A 19,141-nucleotide genomic window follows, 5' to 3' on the forward strand; every position below is an offset into this window, starting at 1 on the left:
AACTTCCTATTGTAGAGCTTCAAGTTCTTCCCAACGCTCGAATGCGACTTCCAACTCTTGCTCAGCTTCTGCTAAACGCCCTAAGACTTCATCTGTCTTTTTAGGATCTTGTTGGAAGAAAGACGCGTCGTTCACTTTCTCTTGAAGTTCAGTAATTTCGTTTTCTAATTTCTCTAATGTTTCAGGAAGCTGTTCAAGCTCGCGCTGTAACTTATATGATAATTTCTTTGGCTTAACAGTCTGCTCTACTATTTGAATTTTAGCAGCAACTGGTTCAGCTTTCTCTTTTACTTTTGGAGCCATTGCATCACGAGTCGCCTGTACATTAGCACGTTGACGCTGTGCATCGTGATAGCCACCTACGAATTCTTCGATCTGGCCCTCACCTTCAAAGATCCAACTGGTCATTACTGTGTTATCAACGAACTGACGATCGTGACTTACTAATAATAATGTACCCTGATAGTTGGCAAGTAATTCTTCTAAAAGTTCCAATGTTTCGATATCTAAATCATTGGTTGGTTCATCAAGAATCAATAAATTGTTTGGACGAAGAAACAAACGCGCAAGTAATAGACGGTTTTTCTCACCACCAGACAATGCTTTAACAGGTTGACGAGCACGTTTTGGCGAGAATAAGAAATCTTGTAAGTAGCTTAATGCATGACGCTCACGGCCACCCACTGTTACTTCTTGTTTACCATCTGCTAGATTATCAATAACCGTTTTTTCAGGATCTAATGCTTCACGATATTGGTCAAAGTAAGCCACTTCTAATTTCGTACCACAATGCAATTTACCTGAATCAGGTTGTAGCTGGTCAAGCATCAGTTTAAGTAAGGTACTCTTACCACAGCCATTCGCACCAATTAGTGCAATACGGTCACCACGCATAACATTGAAACTGAAGTTCTTAACAATGTTTTTGCCATCAATTGAGTAATGAAGGTTTTCAGCTTCAAATACAATTTTACCTGAACGATTTGACTCATCCACTTGGATATTGGCTTTACCCATTACTTCACGACGCTCTGAACGCTCACGACGTAACTGTTTTAATGCACGAACACGGCCCTCATTACGAGTACGACGTGCTTTAATACCTTCACGGATCCACGCTTCTTCTTGAGCTAGCACTTTATCAAACTGCGCGTTTTGATCAGCTTCTACACGTAGCGCTTCTTCTTTCGCTAGTAAGTATTCTTCATAGTTACCAGGGTAAGAAGATAAGTTACCACGGTCTAAATCAACAATACGTGTTGCCATTGATTGAATAAACGCACGGTCATGCGAGATAAAGATGATTGAGCCTTTAAAGTCTTTCAAGAAAGTTTCAAGCCATTCAATCGTCGTTACGTCTAAATGGTTGGTTGGTTCATCAAGAAGTAATACATCAGGATCAGAAACCAAAGCACGAGCTAATGCCGCTTTACGTTGCCAGCCACCAGATAAATCTGTTAATAGCGTATGGCCATCCAGTTTCAATGATTCAAGAACCGATTGAATACGCATATCAAAATGCCATGCATTAAGGTGATCAATTTTTTCTTGAGCACGAGATAGCTTATTAATGTTTGATTCACTTGGATCAGTTTCTAGCAAATCAAGAAGACGGTGATACTCTTTTAAGTACTTACCCGCTTCCGCTAGGCCTTCTGATACGTAATCAAATACAGTGCCGCTTTCATTACGCGGTGGATCTTGCTCTAGACGAGAAACCACCACATCTTGATTAATTTGAAGTTTGCCGTCATCCATAATGATGTCACCAGCAATTACTTTCATTAGCGTTGATTTACCTGCACCGTTACGGCCAACTAAACACACACGCTCATTTTCTTGTAAAGCGAAATCAGATTTGTCTAATAGCGGATGGTCACCAAACGCTAATTGACCGTTATTAATTGTAAGTAATGCCATTGTCTTCTAACCAATTCTTTAATTGCGATATATTGAATGGCCAATTTAGCTCAGATAAGCCATTGGCCACCACAGGTATTGTGACACCGTAACGAGAGAAAAGCTCATCGTTGAACGCGATGTCTACCGTGTCTACTTTTTCGATATCTACACCCACCTCCACAAGCAAGTCAAACGCTTGCTCGCAAAGGTGGCAGCCTTCCGTGCTATAGAGAGTAATCATTCGTCTCTAGCCTTCCTTGTGAGTAATAATCCAGCAGTTATGAATGTGTTTATTACGAGCAAAATCAAGCGGCAATGTTTGCTTAGAAATGTTCTTCGCTTTAAGGCCTGCTTTCTCTAGTGCTTCGTCATCCATTTTGAAGTTACGTTTATTGTTCGAGAATACGATAGTACCGTTCTCTCGTAGCATACGTTTTAGGTTCTCAAGTAACATGATGTGATCACGTTGAACATCAAACGTCTGTTCCATACGCTTAGAGTTAGAGAACGTTGGTGGATCGATAAAGATTAAATCAAACTCACCTTCTGCTTGTTGCAACCACTGTAGACAGTCTGCTTGTAAGAACTGATGCTGAGTACCGGTTTGACCATTGGTATTCATGTTCTTCTGTGCCCACTCTAGGTAGGTACGAGACATATCAATCGTCATGGTAGATTTTGCGCCACCACAAGCCGCATGCACGGTTGCAGAACCAGTGTAAGCAAATAGGTTTAAGAAATCTTTACCTGCAGCCATTTCACCTAACATTTTACGAGTTAACTTATGATCTAAGAATAACCCTGTATCTAGGTAATCTTGTAGGTTAACAATCAGTTTTACGCCGTACTCATCAACATCAAAAGAGCGAGATTTCTCAGCTAATTTTTGATATTGGTTTTTGCCTGATTGCTTTTGACGAACTTTCAAAATCACATTGTTCGTTTCTACACCCGTTACTAGAACCGTTGCACGGATCATATCGGTTAAACGACGACGTGTTTTATCTTCAGAAATTGTTTTTGGTGCCGCATATTCTTGAATGATGATGTAATCTTTATAGACATCAATCGCTGCATTGTAATCAGGTAAATCTGCATCATACAAACGGTAACAATCTAATTTCTCTTTACGTGCCCATTTGCCGATCTTAGACATATTCTTTTTAAGACGGTTCATGAATTCAGGAGCAACTTCAATATTCGCTGCGTCTTTACGCTCTGAAGACTCTGTAATTGAGTAGTTTTTCTGAACACACGGTAATGCACCATTGTTCAATTTAAATTGCTTATCAGCACGCATGCGTATACACGCAAGTAAATCATCGTTACTTGAATAGATTGATGCTGTACAGCCACCAAACTGCTCTTTAAGCTGGCGACCAAACTCACTGTACAATGCAATCAATGCAGGTTCAGTACTTAAACGCTCACCATATGGAGGGTTACAAATCACTACGCCATTTTCAAACGCTTCTGGACGTTCAATCTTAGTTGCATCACCAACATCAAACGTAATTAAATCTTCAACGCCAGCACGACGTGCATTTTCACGAGCCGTTTGAATAACACGGTAATCACGGTCAAATCCGTAAAAATGAGTATCTACTTTCTTAACGCCACGACGACTCTTAACACGAGCTTCTGAACGAATTTCAGTCCACAACTCTTCATCAAAATCATTCAGAGTTTCAAAACACCATTTCTCACGCTTAACACCTGGTGCCATTTCACAAGCCATTAGTGCCGCTTCAATCAGTAACGTACCTGAACCACACATAGGGTCTAATAATGGTTTGCTCTCATCCCAAGTACTACGAAGTACTAAGGCTGCCGCTAATGTTTCACGTAGTGGCGCACGACCCGCTTCAGTACGGTAGCCACGTTGATGTAAACCTGAACCAATTAAATCAAAGCCAAGAATCCCTTTCTCGCCAGATAAACGCATATGTATACGTAAATCAGGTTCTGCTTTATCAATATTCGGACGCTCTAAATCCGCCTTTGTGAAACGATCAACAATGGCATCTTTAACCTTTAACGCACCGTATTGGCTGTTTCGAATCTCACGGTTTGTACCGTTAAAATCCACCACCAATGTTTTATCTGCGCTGAAATAACTAGGCCAGTTGATTGCAGAAGCACCTAGATATAAATCCATATCATCACGAACGTCAAATTCAGACAAAATTTGAACAAAACGCGAAGCGATACGGCTCCATAAACAACAACGATAAACAACCTCGATTGGAGCTTCAAACGTAACCCCTGCATAAACTAATTTTGGGTCAGTAACACCAAGTGCAATAAGTTCGTCAGCGAGTAGGTTTTCAAGGCCTTTAGAAGTGATGGCTAAGTATTTTTTCATGGGATTCTTTTGGTTATTAAATTGCCTCGCATTATACATGAATCTCACTGAAAGAGGATAAATAGATTGTAGATAAATGCTAAGCAAAGACATTTAATTATTTCTTTTAAAACAATCGTTTATTAAATACCAAACCAACAATCAATAAAGTTTGTTTTTATGTGGAAACACAAGCTTCCGCCAAATTACCCACAGCTTTTGGACTATACCAAGTGGAATTCAGTGCTGTAACTTTCATACAAAACAGCGCAAATGGGGAATTCAACGAGAAAAGGAACTACTTTACTGTTTGAAATATCAGAAATGATTATGATGTTTTTTTATACTTCTTGGCTCTAGGTCTCATTTTTAAGAGTTCAAAATGTAACGAGTTTAGCTGTTATTAAGGAAACTTAAAGAAAGATAAAGGCGTACAAATGCTTAAAAAGCCATTCATAGTAAAAGCTTAAGCTATATTCTATAGGGTATATGGAGCGTGGTAGTTCGTATTTTCGGAGGAGTTAACGATAAAAAAGTAGTAAGGTATGCTTTACTCGTAAACTAACCAACCAAAGCATAATAAGCGGAGTTGACGACTTGCATCTTAGCCATTCGGTCATGCATAACTTTAATTGGTTCACAAAATGCCATGTATTTAACAGGATTAAGAGCAAAAGAGTCCATGTCCACTAGCATACACATGCTGGCACATTCGTAGTTTTCAACAATAATGAAATGCCCTTCCCCTAAGTCATTCTTAAGAGAGACAACTTCTCCCTCTTCAGGAGAATAGCCATGGCCTTGAGATTCAAAAAACCAGCTTTTAGGTAGCATAGGCTTATGAAAGCGCTTAGCTGCTACACAATTAAGTGCTAGCTCTACTTTACGAGGCTCAGACAATGGTAGGAATGAAATATGTTCTACGAACATTTGGTAGGCAGAGGCATCATCAACAGAGAATTTACACTCGTCAAAAGCACTATCAATAAGTACCTTAGAAGGTAAGTTCACACGGAATACCATGTCCATACCTAAATCAAGCATTAGAGATTGTGCTTTATTGTCGTAATACCAATTCCATGTATCACTTGGTTTAAGCATTATCATTTCTCTCTTGAAAAAACGGGAAGAATCCCTTCGATAGCCAATCACCAATTACTGCAAATCATGCTAAAAATTCATGTGTATTTTCAGTCAAAAATAATACTGGTGCAATTAATCGTTAATTTTACAAGAGGTTAGCAATAAAAAAAGGGGAAATTTTCATTCCCCCTTCTGTTTGAATAGTCTGTAAGCAACTTTCGCTACTTTTTATAACATTTAAATATTGTTTACAATATCTTTAACTAATGCAGGACCTTTATAAATGAAGCCTGAGTAGATTTGCACCAGATCAGCACCTGCCATCATTTTTTCTTTTGCTGCAACATAAGAGTCAACACCACCTACCCCAATGATTGGTAAAGAATCACCAAGTAGCTCTTTAAGGCGACGAACAACTTCAGTACTGCGAGTTTGAACAGGACGACCACTTAAGCCTCCCATCTCTTCCGCATGCTTCATGCCTTCAACCATTGAGCGATCTAATGTTGTGTTGGTTGCAATCACACCATCAATTTTATACTTCATTAGAGAGTCAGCAATTTGAGATAATTCATTATCATCCAAATCAGGCGCGATCTTCAAAGCGATAGGAACATACTTACCGTATTTCTCAGCTAATTCTTTTTGCTTCTCTTTCAATTGAGAAAGAAGATCATCCAATGCTTCACCATATTGAAGAGTACGAAGACCTGGAGTGTTTGGCGATGAGATATTAATCGCAATGTAACCTGCGTATTGATATACCTTCTCCATACAAATTAAGTAATCTTCCGTGCCCTTTTCAATTGGCGTATCTTTGTTTTTACCAATGTTAATACCAATAACACCATCAAACTTTGCTTTCTTTACGTTCTCAACAAGATTATCAACACCAAGGTTATTAAAACCCATACGGTTAATAATGCCTTCCGCTTCAATAAGACGGAATAGACGAGGCTTATCATTACCTGCTTGAGGACGAGGAGTTACTGTTCCCACTTCAATAAAGCCAAAACCCATTGCGCCAAATGCTTCAATACATTCGCCATTTTTATCAAGACCAGCCGCAAGGCCAAGTGGATTTTTAAAGGTAATACCCATAACTTCTACAGGTTTAGAAGCCAATTTTTGACGATAGAAGAGATCAAGTGGAGTGCCGGTAAAGCGTTTAAAATTTTGAATAGCTAAATCATGTGCTTTTTCAGCATCAAGTTTGAAAATGCCAGCTCTGGCGATGCGGTATAACATTGTAGCTCCAAAAAAAGTCCCGAATAAACGGGGAGTCATTATTCACTGATTTTATTAACAATTCAAACTTAATCGTACTTTATTCATCATTATTTATTGCAATCTAAAAGCTCGCCACCACCTAAGGGCATATAAATTCAATAAAATCACTTATTAATATACTTAAATACAAAATTTATCGGGGAAATAAAAAGGGAAAGCGAATAAAAATTCACTTTCCCTTTTATTATGCAAACGTTTAGCTAGGAACGCTAAACCCTATTATCATTAATTGCCAGCGTGCGAAGAACAACTTAAATTAAGCAAGGTTAACTCTCTTAATGCTACTGAGAATTTCGCAAATTCATGAACCGAACCTACTTTGAACTCATTTAAAATGTTGTCCCAGCGCCCTACTGATGCCATGTTCTTTTTACACCAGTCTTCTATCGCATTTTCAACTGAATCACTGTCTTTATACTCATCAAGTACAAGTTGAGTTAATTGACGTTGCTGCCAATCTAGATCTTCACGGAAAGAAGCGCGAGCTAATGCTTGCCAGTGGTTATCAACACCTTGGTTATTAATTTGTTTCAAGAACCAATGCAGTGACAACTTATCTCCTAATACATAGTATAAACGAGCTGACGTAGATACTGGTCGCTCTGTCACTTCGGCAACAGCTGAAATATCCATTGCTGAATACAAGCTACTTAAACGTGCTAATACATTACCCAGCTCACACGGGACTCCCATTTCCAGATAGTGATTTGCTTGTTCAATATGCTCAACAACTTCATCATTTACCAAATAGCTATCCAGGTTCATTTTAATATCATCAACCGCAGGTTTATATTTTACTATCAACTCCTGAATCGTCATTTTTTGTGAACCATTACGTAATAGCCAGCGTGCTACTCGACGGATGGTTCTACGCATAGTAAAGAACGCATCATACTGTGCTTCAGTCGTGGCAATATTATCTAAATTACGGATCTCTTTGAATAAATCCCCAAATTCAAAAATTGCTCGAGTAGCAGAATAAGCATTAGTTATATCAGTGACACTGTAACCAGTTTCTTCATGCATGCGAGTGATAAAGTTGCACCCCATTTCATTAACCATCTGATTTGCTAAGCAAGTTGCGATGATTTCTGAACGTAATGGGTGGTTATCCATCGCCGCTTTATAGTTACGCTGTAACTCAGTAGGAAAATACGTAGTTAGTAAATCTGCATGGTATGGATTATTTGCTATTTCATCACAGGCTAACTGTTCTTTAAGCACCATTTTTCCATAAGCAACAAGAACAGAAAGCTCTGGACGAGTTAACGCCTGCCCCATTTTCTCACGCTCAATCAATGTTTCGTCATCAGGAATAAACTCTAATCCACGATCCAATTGACCTTGTTTTTCTAAATGATGAATAAAACGGATCTGCTCTTTAACTAATGACGTACCTTGTTGTTCTGTTACCGAGATCGACTCTGATTGGCAATACGCATCATCAAGAACAATGTCACCGACTTCATCTTCCATTTTCTGAAGCAGAACATTACGTTGCTTGTACGTTAGATCCCCATTAGCAACCAGACCATTAAGTAGGATCTTAATGTTTACTTCGTTATCAGAGCAGTCAACACCACCCACATTATCAACGAAATCAGTATTAACTCGACCACCTTTAAGGCCATATTCAATACGACCCAGTTGAGTCATACCAAGGTTCCCGCCCTCACCAACTACTTTTGCATTTAGCTCTGATCCATTGATACGTAAGGAATCATTCGCACGGTCACCGACATCTGCGCTAGTTTCTTTACTTGATTTAACGTAAGTGCCTATGCCGCCATTCCACAACAGATCAACATTCATTTTCAAGATCATCTGAATGAGATCATTTGGCGCTAATGACTGTTTGCGAGTGCCTAGCATCTTCTGAATTTCAGGAGAAAGATCTATCGACTTAGCTCGACGAGAGAATATACCACCGCCTTGAGATATCAGATCTTTATTGTAATCTTCCCAACTTGAACGAGGCAGTTCAAATAAACGAGCACGTTCCGGCCATGTAATCTCAGCATTTGGATTAGGATCGATGAAAATATGCATATGGTTAAACGCTGCTTGAAGGCGAATATGTTTAGATAGCAACATACCATTACCAAACACATCACCAGCCATATCACCAACACCAGCAACGGTGAAATCAGTCGTTTGGCAATCAATATCCATTTCACGGAAATGACGTTTAACAGATTCCCACGCCCCTTTTGCAGTAATACCCATGGCCTTATGGTCATAACCATTAGAGCCGCCTGAAGCAAAGGCATCGCCTAACCAAAAATTATATTCATCTGATACTGAGTTTGCTAAATCAGAGAATGTTGCCGTTCCTTTATCTGCTGCAACAACTAAATACGGGTCATCATCATCATGACGAACGACATTTTGTGGTGGAACAACCTCACCTTCAATGATGTTGTCAGATACATCTAACAACGCACGAATGAATTGTTTGTAGCAACGTTGCCCTTCTGCGAAAATATCATCACGTGTTGTAAAGTTATGTTGCTTCTTACAAACAAACCCGCCTTTTGCTCCAACTGGAACAATAACCGTGTTTTTAACTTGTTGTGCTTTTACAAGACCAAGAACTTCGGTACGGAAATCTTCTTGACGATCTGACCAACGTAATCCACCACGTGCCACTTTACCACCACGTAAATGCACACCTTCAATATCAGGCGCATAAACAAAGATCTCAAAAGCAGGCACTGGTGCTGGAATTTCAGGGATATTCGATGGCTGTAGTTTCAGTGATAACCATGGCTTAGGTTGACCATTTTCACATACTTGATAATAGTTAGTACGAAGCGTCGCAACAATCATCTCTACATAACGGCGAATGATACGGTCATCATCTAAACTTTCTACTTTATCTAAGCTATCATAGATAGCATCAAGCTGTTTTTTCTCTTTCTTCTCAGACCAAGCTGCTGAAGGGTTAAAGCGAAGATCAAAGAGATTAACCACAGATACTGCAAGTTTCGTATGTGTAGATAGAGTATCTTCAATGTATTGTTGACTGAATGGGAAGCCTACTTGGCGCATATAACGAGCATAAGCACGTAAAATAGTGACTTCTCGCCCAGATAAACCTGCACCTAAAACTAAGCGGTTAAAACCATCACTCTCTAATTGCCCACCCCAAATTTGAGCAAACGCTTCTTGAAAACGGCCACGAGCTTGACGTAAATCGACTTCTTCCGAGCCATTATGGATCATGGAGAAATCCAAGATCCAATCAACAGATCCATCACTCTTCTTAACGCTATATGGTGATTCACCAATTACTCGCAATCCTAAGTTTTCAAGCATAGGCATCACATCAGATAAATGAATTGGCTCATCACGATGGAACAGTTTGAGCTTAACGTTAGCTGAGCCCTTTTTCTCTTCTTGTGGACGATAAAATAACATTCCCAACTTATTATCATCGCTCAATAACTCAAGAAGTTCGATGTCCGCAACAGCCGAACCAGGAAGTGTTGCTTCTTTATATGAACGAGGAAAAGCTCGTTGATATTTCTTTGCAATCGCTGTACCTATGCTTTCGCCTAGATTCGCAACAATCACATCACACAGACGATCATCCCACGTAGATGCTGCTTCCATTAAATTATTTTCAATATCTTTCACATTAATGTCGCCGTTATTATTATCTACACGCACAATATAATGAGTTCTTGCTAAAGCACTCTCTGAGAAAAACGTCGTAAATTCAACTTCTTGATCTGAACCAAAGTAGTCCTTCAAAATACGTTGAGTTTGACGACGAAGTTCAGTGTTATAACGCTCTTTAGTTACATACACCATGCATGAAAAGAAACGACCGAACGGATCACGACGCACAAATAAACGTAATAAATCACGATCTTGCATCTTCACCACACCCGTACCGACTTCAAGCATCTCTTCTTCGGTAGCTTGGAACAGTTCATCACGTGGATACGTTTCAAACAAATTCGTTAATGCTTTAAAAGAATGCGAGCCTTTGATGTATTGGCTTGACTCTAGAATACGCTCTACTTTATTACTCAGAAGAGGAATGTTAGACACACTTTGATTATAAGCGGTTGAAGTATAAAGACCAGTAAAGCGATGTTCACCGACTACTTTTCCTTGTTTATTCAATCGTTTAATACCAATATAATCCGTATAAGCTGGGCGATGAATTCGAGATTTAGTATTTGATTTAGTTAAAATCAATAAATCAGATTTTTTCGCAGCCGCACGTGCTGAAGATGGCATCTCAGATAACTTCGTAGTGCTAATTCTCGATCCTAATGAGAACAGACCTAACCCCATTTCTGGTGTTGGCGTCAGTTCATGATCACCTTCTACGGCAACCAAATCAAAGTTCTTGTACCCCATTAATGTGAAATTATGATTTTGTAACCAAGTTAAAAATTCAATCGCTTCATTAACTTGCTCTTTTTCAAGCGGTGAATCATTTGCGTGAAGCTCTAGAATAACCTCTGTCAATTTTTCAGACATTGGCTTCCATTCATTCACTACACGGCGAATATCTTCTAGCACTAATATTAATTCAGCTTGGAGAGCTTCCATTTCAGAAGCATCATTTAAATGATCGACCTCGAAGTGGAAAAGGGTTTGTTGCATTTTTCCATCACTGCTACAGATCGAAATAATCTCACCGTTTTCATCACGTGTAAAACAATGTGGACCATGAAGCATAAAGTGACTTGTCGTATCGAGGCGGGTTAATGCCATTTTAACAGAATCAACCAGGAAAGGACTATCTGGCGCGACAATCTCAACCACACTGTGGGTTGATTGCCACCCATCTTGACTTAATGTTGGATTAAAAACACGAACCGAAATATCAGACAAATTAACATCTGATAAATGATTCCAAAGACTGAGAGTTGCACCATACATATCGGATTCATTACGTTGCTGTAAATCATCATCATCAATATTGGCAAATAAACGCTGAGCAAGTTGCGTTACTAGGGATTGTTGAGGCATTTCAAGCTTTTCAGCAATTAGAGCGTACACTTTCTCAAGTAGTACTGGAACGATAGGATCACGCGTCGTCATAAAGCGAATGCTCCGTTTCTTATGATTAGAATTATTTTATCAATCACAGTAAGTAAGAGTTCAGAAATAGCGAAGGAAAAATACTTGAGAACAAGACGGAATTTTTCGATAAGTAGTTACTCTACAATCAAAAATTTCAACGCAGTTATCGAGTGTTTTAACAAGCTAAGATGACCTGTTATTTGCTACGATTGATATATATAGTGTAGCAGTTGAAACTGCTTATGCGCCTCATATTGTAAGGATAATATGACAGAAACGTTATGAATTTTTTACGTGCTAGAGGCTTTATAGTTAGAAATGTGATTAAGGTAGAGGTTTATCCTATCTGCTCAAGATTTACAAAACGATTATTTTGGTCAACAGTCAAACGAAAGCGACCTTTCACTCCTAATTGAGTTAAAAACGCACGAAACCGTGATGCTGGTAACTGAAGCTTTAATCCTTGTTCGGTCACCACTAACACAGTACTGGCCGTACCAGAATAGTGACTTAGAAAGGATTGGTAACTGACATTAACTCGAAAATAATAAAACGTATTCATGATTAAATAAGTGCATTAACTCTGTAAGAAGAAAATGAAGTATAAAGAAAAAATAAAAAATGGTCAGCATAAAATACTGACCATTTCACCTTTAGATCATATTAAGATCGCACTATTACGCTAATGCTTTTGTTACCTTTTCAAAAAGATCTTTAGCTAGATTATCTAGATCCGCCAAGCGTTGTAACTGCGCTTTCATTAACGTTTGACGATCACTATCGTATTTCTTAAATTTCAATAATGGGTCAATTAAACGCGACGCAACTTGCGGATTACTCACATTAAGATCAAGTAATATATCACCTAAAAATGCGTAACCTTCTCCGGATTTAGTATGGAAATTCACCGCATTATTAGCAGCAAATGATCCGATCAAGCTACGAATACGGTTTGGGTTTTTCAAGCTAAACGCTTTGTGATTCATCGTCTCTTTAATCGTAGATAAAGCACCTACACTTGGGTTTGAGCCCTGTAAAATAAACCACTTATCCATAACTAAACCGTCATGAGACCATTTTTCACTGAAGTCATTCATCAACACTTCGCGAATAGAAAGCTCTGCTGAATTAGCAGAAACCATCGCTGCCATAGTATCAGTCATGTTATCTGCACTCTTATATTGCGCTTCAACTAATGACTCACCAACGTCTGTTTTTGCTAAATAACTTAGCGCACAATTTCGTAAAGATCGTTTACCAATCGCATCATGATCTACAGAATAAATCTCTTGTTTCAAACTGTGATAAGTTGCAGAAAACTCATCTTTAAGATCTCTTGCTAATGTCTGTTTAATAAAACCAAGCGCTTTATCAATCGCATCGACATCAACCGTATCAAACCAACCTGTGATCTCATTATGATTTGGCAGTACAAACATTTCAGCAATAAAGGCATGGTCTAATTCTGCATTTAATAATACACCGCGGAAAGCATCGACAACGACTTCAGGCAAAACTAATGATTCATTATTTTGAACATGAGTTATGTTCGCACGAATATAGTTTGCAAGTAGCATCTGCCCTGCATCCCAACGAGCAAAATCATTTTTAGCATGAACCATTAAGAAAATTAATTCTTCATCGCTATAAGCGTAATTTAGTTTAACTGGTGCTGAAAATTCACGAAGTAAAGAAACGACAGGCTTTTCAGAAACATCTTGGAAAACAAACGTTTGTTGTTCTTCAACTACATTCAATACATTACCAATATTTTTATTGTTACAGCGTAACTCTATTACTGCCCCATCGCGTGTATAAAGCTCAATATCTAATGGAATATGTAATGCTGATTTTTCAGTTTGATCTTCTGTTGCTGGTGTATGCTGTTTCACTGTTAAAGCATATTCTTGTTTTGCTTCATCGTATTCAGAAGTAACAGATAAAACAGGCGTACCCGATTGACTGTACCAAAGACGGAACTGAGTCAAATCGATGCCAGATGCATTTTCCATTGCTAATACAAAATCTTCACAAGTTGCTGCCGTACCATCATGACGTTCAAAATAAAGTTTCATTCCTTTTTGGAAATTTACTTCGCCCAATAAAGTATGCATCATGCGGATTACTTCACTGCCCTTTTCGTATACCGTCAACGTATAGAAGTTATTCATTTCTATTACTTTTTCTGGGCGAATTGGGTGTGCCATTGGGCTCGCATCTTCAGCAAATTGAGGTCCGCGCATAATACGAACATTATTAATTCGGTTCACAGAACGAGAACCTAAATCTGATGAGAACTCTTGATCACGAAAAACGGTTAAACCTTCTTTTAAGCTTAATTGGAACCAATCACGACAAGTAACACGGTTGCCCGTCCAGTTATGGAAATATTCATGACCAATTACCGCTTCAATACCTAAATAATCAGTATCCGTTGCTGTTTCTTGTTTTGCTAATACAAACTTAGAGTTAAAGACATTTAAACCTTTATTTTCCATTGCGCCCATATTGAAGAAATCAACAGCAACAATCATATAAATATCAAGATCGTACTCAAGATCAAAACGCTCTTCATCCCACTTCATTGAGTTAATTAATGATGTCATTGCGTGAGGAGTACGATCTAGATTCCCTTGATCTACATAGATTTCAAGAGCAACATCACGACCTGATTTAGTTTTATAAGTATCTGTTAATACATCAAAATTTCCTGCGACTAATGCAAAAAGATACGCAGGTTTTGGAAAAGGGTCTTGCCAATGAACAAAATGTTTACCGTCATTAAGGTCCCCATGACTAACACGATTACCGTTACTTAATAAATGTGGGTATGCATTTTTATCTGCGATTACTTTTGTTGTAAAACGCGCTAATACATCAGGACGATCTAAATAATAAGTGATACGACGGAAACCTTCTGCTTCACACTGCGTACAAAAACCATCGCCTGATTTATATAAACCTTCAAGTGCTGTATTTTCTTGAGGATTAACTTCTGTCACAATCGTTAATGTAAAATCACCACTCACATTATGAATCGTTAATTGTGTATCTGTTTGGGTATAATCAGAATGATCAACATCATTTACTTTCAGCGACACTAATATCATCCCTTCCCCTTCAAGAAGAAGATCGGTTGATTGTTTTAGTTGTTGTACTTTTGAAGTCGCTGATATGAACGTTTTTGTATCATCAAGATCAAAAACTAAATCGATGTCTGAAATGGTAAATTCTGGAGATTGATAATCACTACGAAATTTAGCCTGAGGTTGTTGGCTCATAATATATCCTTATGATGTCTATCACTAATGAATGAATACAAATAGATATTTAGTGATAGTAACTAATTAACCCAACTATTTTCGCACAAGATCTAACAAGAATGTTAATTAAAAGTGGTATAGGCTCATATTTCTATCCCGAGAGTCACATTATTCTCTTTGTAATAAGGCATACATACCAAACTGTTCATTTTTTAATTCAAAAATTCCATTATTAATTATGAAGGTAGATTCTTGTTCTCCATCTTCATACAGTAAGACTAAATCATCATCTTCAAAATAATAATAGCCAACTTGTTGATTTCTTTTTCCAGTATCAGAAACGACTTCAAGTAAAAAGACAAAGTCCGATCGTAACTTTAAATTTAAAGATTCGATATTACTCACCATAATATCTTCACCTGAAACTAGTTTTGAATTCCACGAGCCAGTCATTCTTTCTGGCACCACTTTAAAAAACTCAACTCCGTTTAAGTACAAGCGATTGTGACTGACTTGATAATGATAGACTTGAGACTCTTCTTCCTTACCTTCAAAACGAATACTGTCTTGAGAAATCTCAAATGTCCCTTTCCATTCTTCAGCAGTATTAGAAGATGTTTCAATCATTTCAATCGAAAACTCATTATCTGAACTTAGTCTAATATGAAGAACATCATAATCATTTTCTACGTGAGGTGGTTTAAAGAAATACCAATCTCCAATAAGAAATGGATTTTCAAAATAAGTCAGTGAATTATTCTCAAGTTCAACCTTTGCATTAGCTGCAAGTGGATTCATAAAGAAGAGTAATATAAATAAGGCCATCAACTTCATAACAAGACTCCAGACAAGATAGAGAATATGTATTTACTCTCATACCTTAAGACTAGATGAAATCTCAGTAATTTGCTGTTTTTTAGACAAAAAAAACAGAAGTCACTATAACTTCTGTTTTTAACTTATATCTAAGATTATTTTTTCTGATTCATTAACGCTAAATCAATTGTAATTGAAACGGCTTCATCTAAATAAGCATCAGGAACTTCATAATCTTTCGGGATATCATCAAGAGTTTTAAATCCTTCTTTTTTAAGAAGTTTTTGTCTCTCATTCACCCGTGTAAGACGACGAACATCAGCTTCATCACTTTCTTTCTCACGAACCTTTTTATTCAATGAAATCGAAGTGATGTCTTTATCGGCTTTATAACGAGCAATGTCTTCTTGAATAAATCCGAACTCTTCATCGGTTTTAATTCGTTCAACATGTTTTTTCGCTAACGGTTCAATTGTATTTACAATCTGGTTAGTTTGAGTATAGGGTGCCGCTTTAATGCTATCCCAAGGAAGCGCATTATCTTCAACACTTTCACCAGTTTCTTTTGGCTCAATCGCAGTTGGGAACGCAATATCAGGAACAACGCCAAGATTTTGAGTACTACCACCATTAATTCGGTAGAATTTCTGAATCGTGTATTGAACATGACCAAGAGGCTTATCAAAAAGATCATAAATATGATTTAATGAACGGTGTTGTTGGACAGTACCTTTACCAAATGAATTTTCACCTAAGATCACGGCACGGCCATAATCTTGCATTGCTGCAGCAAAAATCTCAGAGGCAGATGCACTGTAGCGATTGACTAATACTGTCATTGGACCAGTATATGAAATCTCACCATCGGTATCAGCATTAACATTTACTCGTCCATAACTATCACGAACTTGAACTACAGGACCTGAAGTAATAAATAATCCAGATAATGCGGTTGCTTCTGTTAACGCACCACCACCATTGTTACGTAAATCAACAATAATGCCGGTAATATCTTGTTCTTTCAGTTCAGCAATCTGTTTTTTCGTATCTTCGGCTAATCCAACATAAAAACTAGGTACTTCTAACACACCTACTTTCTTGCCATTTTGCTCAATGACTTCAGATTTAACTGCTCTATCTTCTAAACGGATTTTATCTCGAACAATTGTGACAGTGTGACTTTTTGAATCATTGCCTTCTGGCAAGATATCAAGCTTCACTTTTGTCCCTTTTGGTCCTTTGATAAGTTGAACAACATCATCTAAACGCCACCCAATAACATCAACGATTTTTTCACCTTCTTGTCCGACACCAATAATTCGGTCGCCTTCAGAAAGTTGTTTACTCGTTAATGCAGGCCCGCCCGCAACTAAAGAACGAATAACCGTATAATCATCCGTTGCTTGTAATACTGCACCGATCCCTTCTAATGAAAGATTCATTTCTGATTGGAATTGCTCTGCATTACGAGGAGATAGATAACTGGTATGAGGATCAACTTCACGCGCAAACGCATTAATGTAAAGTTGGAACGCATCTTCATTATGACTTTGAGTCAAACGCTTAAGCGCATTATTATAACGTTTACCTAACATCTCTTGGATTTCAGGCCAATCTTTACCTGTCATAGACAGATTAAGAGCGTCATATTTAACACGTTTACGCCACAGTTCATTTAATTCAGCTTCATCTTTTGGCCAAGCCGCTTCAGAGCGATCAAGTTCAAGAGATTCATCAACCGCATAATCGAACTCTTTATCTAAAAGAGATAGCGCATAAACATAACGTTCAAAGCGACGTTTGAGTGATAAGTTATAGATATCAAAAGCAGCTTGAGAATCACCTACTTTTAATTGATCATCTAACTTAGTTGATAATGGGGCGAATGAAGTAAGATCGGCTTGAGTAAATATATTACGATTGTAATCAAGCATGTCTAAATATCGCTCATAAATGGCAACTGAAAAGTCGTCATCCAATGAGAAATGCTTGTAATGAGAACGTGTAAAACGAGAAGTAACACGCTTACTCGCAGTTGAATGCTGCGTTTCTGCGGTTAATACAGGTAAGTCCGTTTCTGAATACTTGGCTTCGAGAACCTTAGCTTCAAGTGAGTGTGCAGATGCTGCTAGCATAACGCCAGCAGCAATCAGCGAGACTCTAAATCGACAATTCATGCGTCGGGAGTGCTCCTTTATGAACGAAGATTCTCCGCTTTAACAACCATTTGCAGGCCGTTCGATAAGCGAATTCGTACATCATCCTTGTTAATTTCAACGATTGTCGCAGGCATATTACCTTTACCCATGTTCACGCTTACGTTGTTACCAACAGTAATTTCATCTGCGTTTAAAGCACGAGTTTCAACTGGCTGTTCTACTTTTTTAGTAGCAGCAGGTTGAGGACGACGCTTAGGTGGAGTAGCAGCACGAGCTGTTTTCTTAGCTTTTGCTTCTTCTCTTACTTTTTTAGCTTGCTCTTTACGGCGAGCAGCTACTTTTGCTTTACTCTCTTCAAGAGTAGCTTTAGCGTGTTCAATGTGCTCTTCTTCTAGTTCACCACAAGGGTTACCATCTAAATCAACACGAGATGCGCCCGGCTTAACACCGTGTAGGTAACGCCAAGAAGATGTGTATTGACGTAAACCAGCACGTAGCTGAGTTTTACTTACTTTAGGATCATCGCTTAAACGCTCTGATAAGTCTTGGAAGATACCAATTTTAAGAGGTTTAGCTTCGCCTTCTAAGATAAAGCATTTCGGGAAGCGTTCAGCAATGTATGCAATTACTTCTTTGCTGTTCGCTAATTTTTCAGAGTTTTCCATGTAGTTTCCTGATAGTACGGTTTATCCCGTATTTAGGTGTATTTCTAGTAAAGATATTCCGCTATTATAGATACTTAAGCGTGAAAAACCACTACTGAAGGAAAATTAAAGTCTCTTTTCTGCTTCTTTCATGAAATCAATCAGTCCTTTTTCGTCAATTTCACTAAATCGTGCAATTTTTGGGCTATCAATATCCAGCACTCCTGCTAGTTTTCCATTTTTATAAAATGGGATCACAATTTCAGAGTTACTTTCAACATCACAAGCAATATGTCCTTCAAATTGGTGCACGTCATCTATACGTTGAACGGTCTCTGTCGCAAAAACAGTTCCACAAACGCCTTTACCTATCGTGATTCGAATACAAGCAGGTTTACCTTGAAATGGCCCTAACACTAATTCGTCTTCTTTAAATAAGTAAAAACCAACCCAATTAATGTTATCCAATTCCATATTCAGCAATGCACTGATATTCGCAAGGTTTGCAATAAAGTCTGTTTCGCCTTCTATCAGCCCTATCGCTTGCTGAGTCAAACGTTTGTAATGTTTTAATTCCATTTGTAATTTTCCTTT

General features: G+C 38.2%; 12 protein-coding genes. All 12 read right to left on the reverse strand.

Annotation, left to right across the window (positions count from 1 at the left end; translation table 11 throughout):
• Window positions 1-6: 6 nt before the first annotated feature.
• Window positions 7-1,920, reverse strand: a complete 1,914-nt coding sequence (locus tag AC2IP4_RS06875; RefSeq protein WP_486310720.1) for an ABC transporter ATP-binding protein — start codon at window positions 1,918-1,920, stop codon at window positions 7-9.
• Complete coding sequence (locus AC2IP4_RS06880; RefSeq protein WP_065591114.1) at window positions 1,901-2,143, reverse strand: glutaredoxin family protein; 243 nt, start codon at window positions 2,141-2,143, stop codon at window positions 1,901-1,903. The genes AC2IP4_RS06875 and AC2IP4_RS06880 overlap by 20 nt, the downstream gene beginning before the upstream one ends.
• 6 nt (window positions 2,144-2,149) lie before the next feature.
• Entirely contained in the window at window positions 2,150-4,267 is a 2,118-nt protein-coding gene (rlmKL, locus tag AC2IP4_RS06885) for a bifunctional 23S rRNA (guanine(2069)-N(7))-methyltransferase RlmK/23S rRNA (guanine(2445)-N(2))-methyltransferase RlmL (protein WP_486310721.1), read from the reverse strand.
• Between the two features lie 540 nt (window positions 4,268-4,807).
• Window positions 4,808-5,347, reverse strand: coding sequence for a cell division protein ZapC (locus AC2IP4_RS06890; RefSeq protein WP_105054704.1), 540 nt, complete (start codon window positions 5,345-5,347; stop codon window positions 4,808-4,810).
• Between the two features lie 219 nt (window positions 5,348-5,566).
• Entirely contained in the window at window positions 5,567-6,577 is a 1,011-nt protein-coding gene (gene pyrD, locus AC2IP4_RS06895; RefSeq protein WP_486310722.1) for a quinone-dependent dihydroorotate dehydrogenase, read from the reverse strand.
• 267 nt (window positions 6,578-6,844) lie between these two features.
• Window positions 6,845-11,683 carry an NAD-glutamate dehydrogenase gene (locus tag AC2IP4_RS06900; RefSeq protein ID WP_486310723.1) on the reverse strand — a complete coding sequence of 1,613 codons (4,839 nt, stop codon included), beginning with the start codon at window positions 11,681-11,683 and terminating at the stop codon, window positions 6,845-6,847.
• Window positions 11,684-12,002: 319 nt separating this feature from the next.
• Entirely contained in the window at window positions 12,003-12,227 is a 225-nt protein-coding gene (locus tag AC2IP4_RS06905) for a DUF2835 domain-containing protein (protein ID WP_375322414.1), read from the reverse strand.
• Window positions 12,228-12,342: 115 nt separating this feature from the next.
• On the reverse strand, window positions 12,343-14,946 hold the full coding sequence (pepN, locus tag AC2IP4_RS06910; RefSeq protein ID WP_486310724.1) for an aminopeptidase N: 2,604 nt from the start codon (window positions 14,944-14,946) through the stop codon (window positions 12,343-12,345).
• A gap of 150 nt (window positions 14,947-15,096) precedes the next feature.
• A complete protein-coding gene (locus tag AC2IP4_RS06915; RefSeq protein WP_375322412.1) occupies window positions 15,097-15,762 on the reverse strand; it encodes a hypothetical protein in 666 nt (221 codons plus the stop codon).
• Window positions 15,763-15,899: 137 nt separating this feature from the next.
• Window positions 15,900-17,921: a carboxy terminal-processing peptidase gene (prc, locus tag AC2IP4_RS06920; protein ID WP_375322411.1), complete on the reverse strand. Its 2,022-nt coding sequence runs from the start codon at window positions 17,919-17,921 to the stop codon at window positions 15,900-15,902.
• Between the two features lie 17 nt (window positions 17,922-17,938).
• Window positions 17,939-18,568, reverse strand: coding sequence for an RNA chaperone ProQ (gene proQ, locus AC2IP4_RS06925; RefSeq protein WP_105054698.1), 630 nt, complete (start codon window positions 18,566-18,568; stop codon window positions 17,939-17,941).
• A gap of 105 nt (window positions 18,569-18,673) precedes the next feature.
• Window positions 18,674-19,126: a GAF domain-containing protein gene (locus tag AC2IP4_RS06930; protein ID WP_486310725.1), complete on the reverse strand. Its 453-nt coding sequence runs from the start codon at window positions 19,124-19,126 to the stop codon at window positions 18,674-18,676.
• Between the last annotated feature and the right edge of the window lie 15 nt (window positions 19,127-19,141).

It is taken from the genome of Aliivibrio thorii (assembly GCF_057368585.1).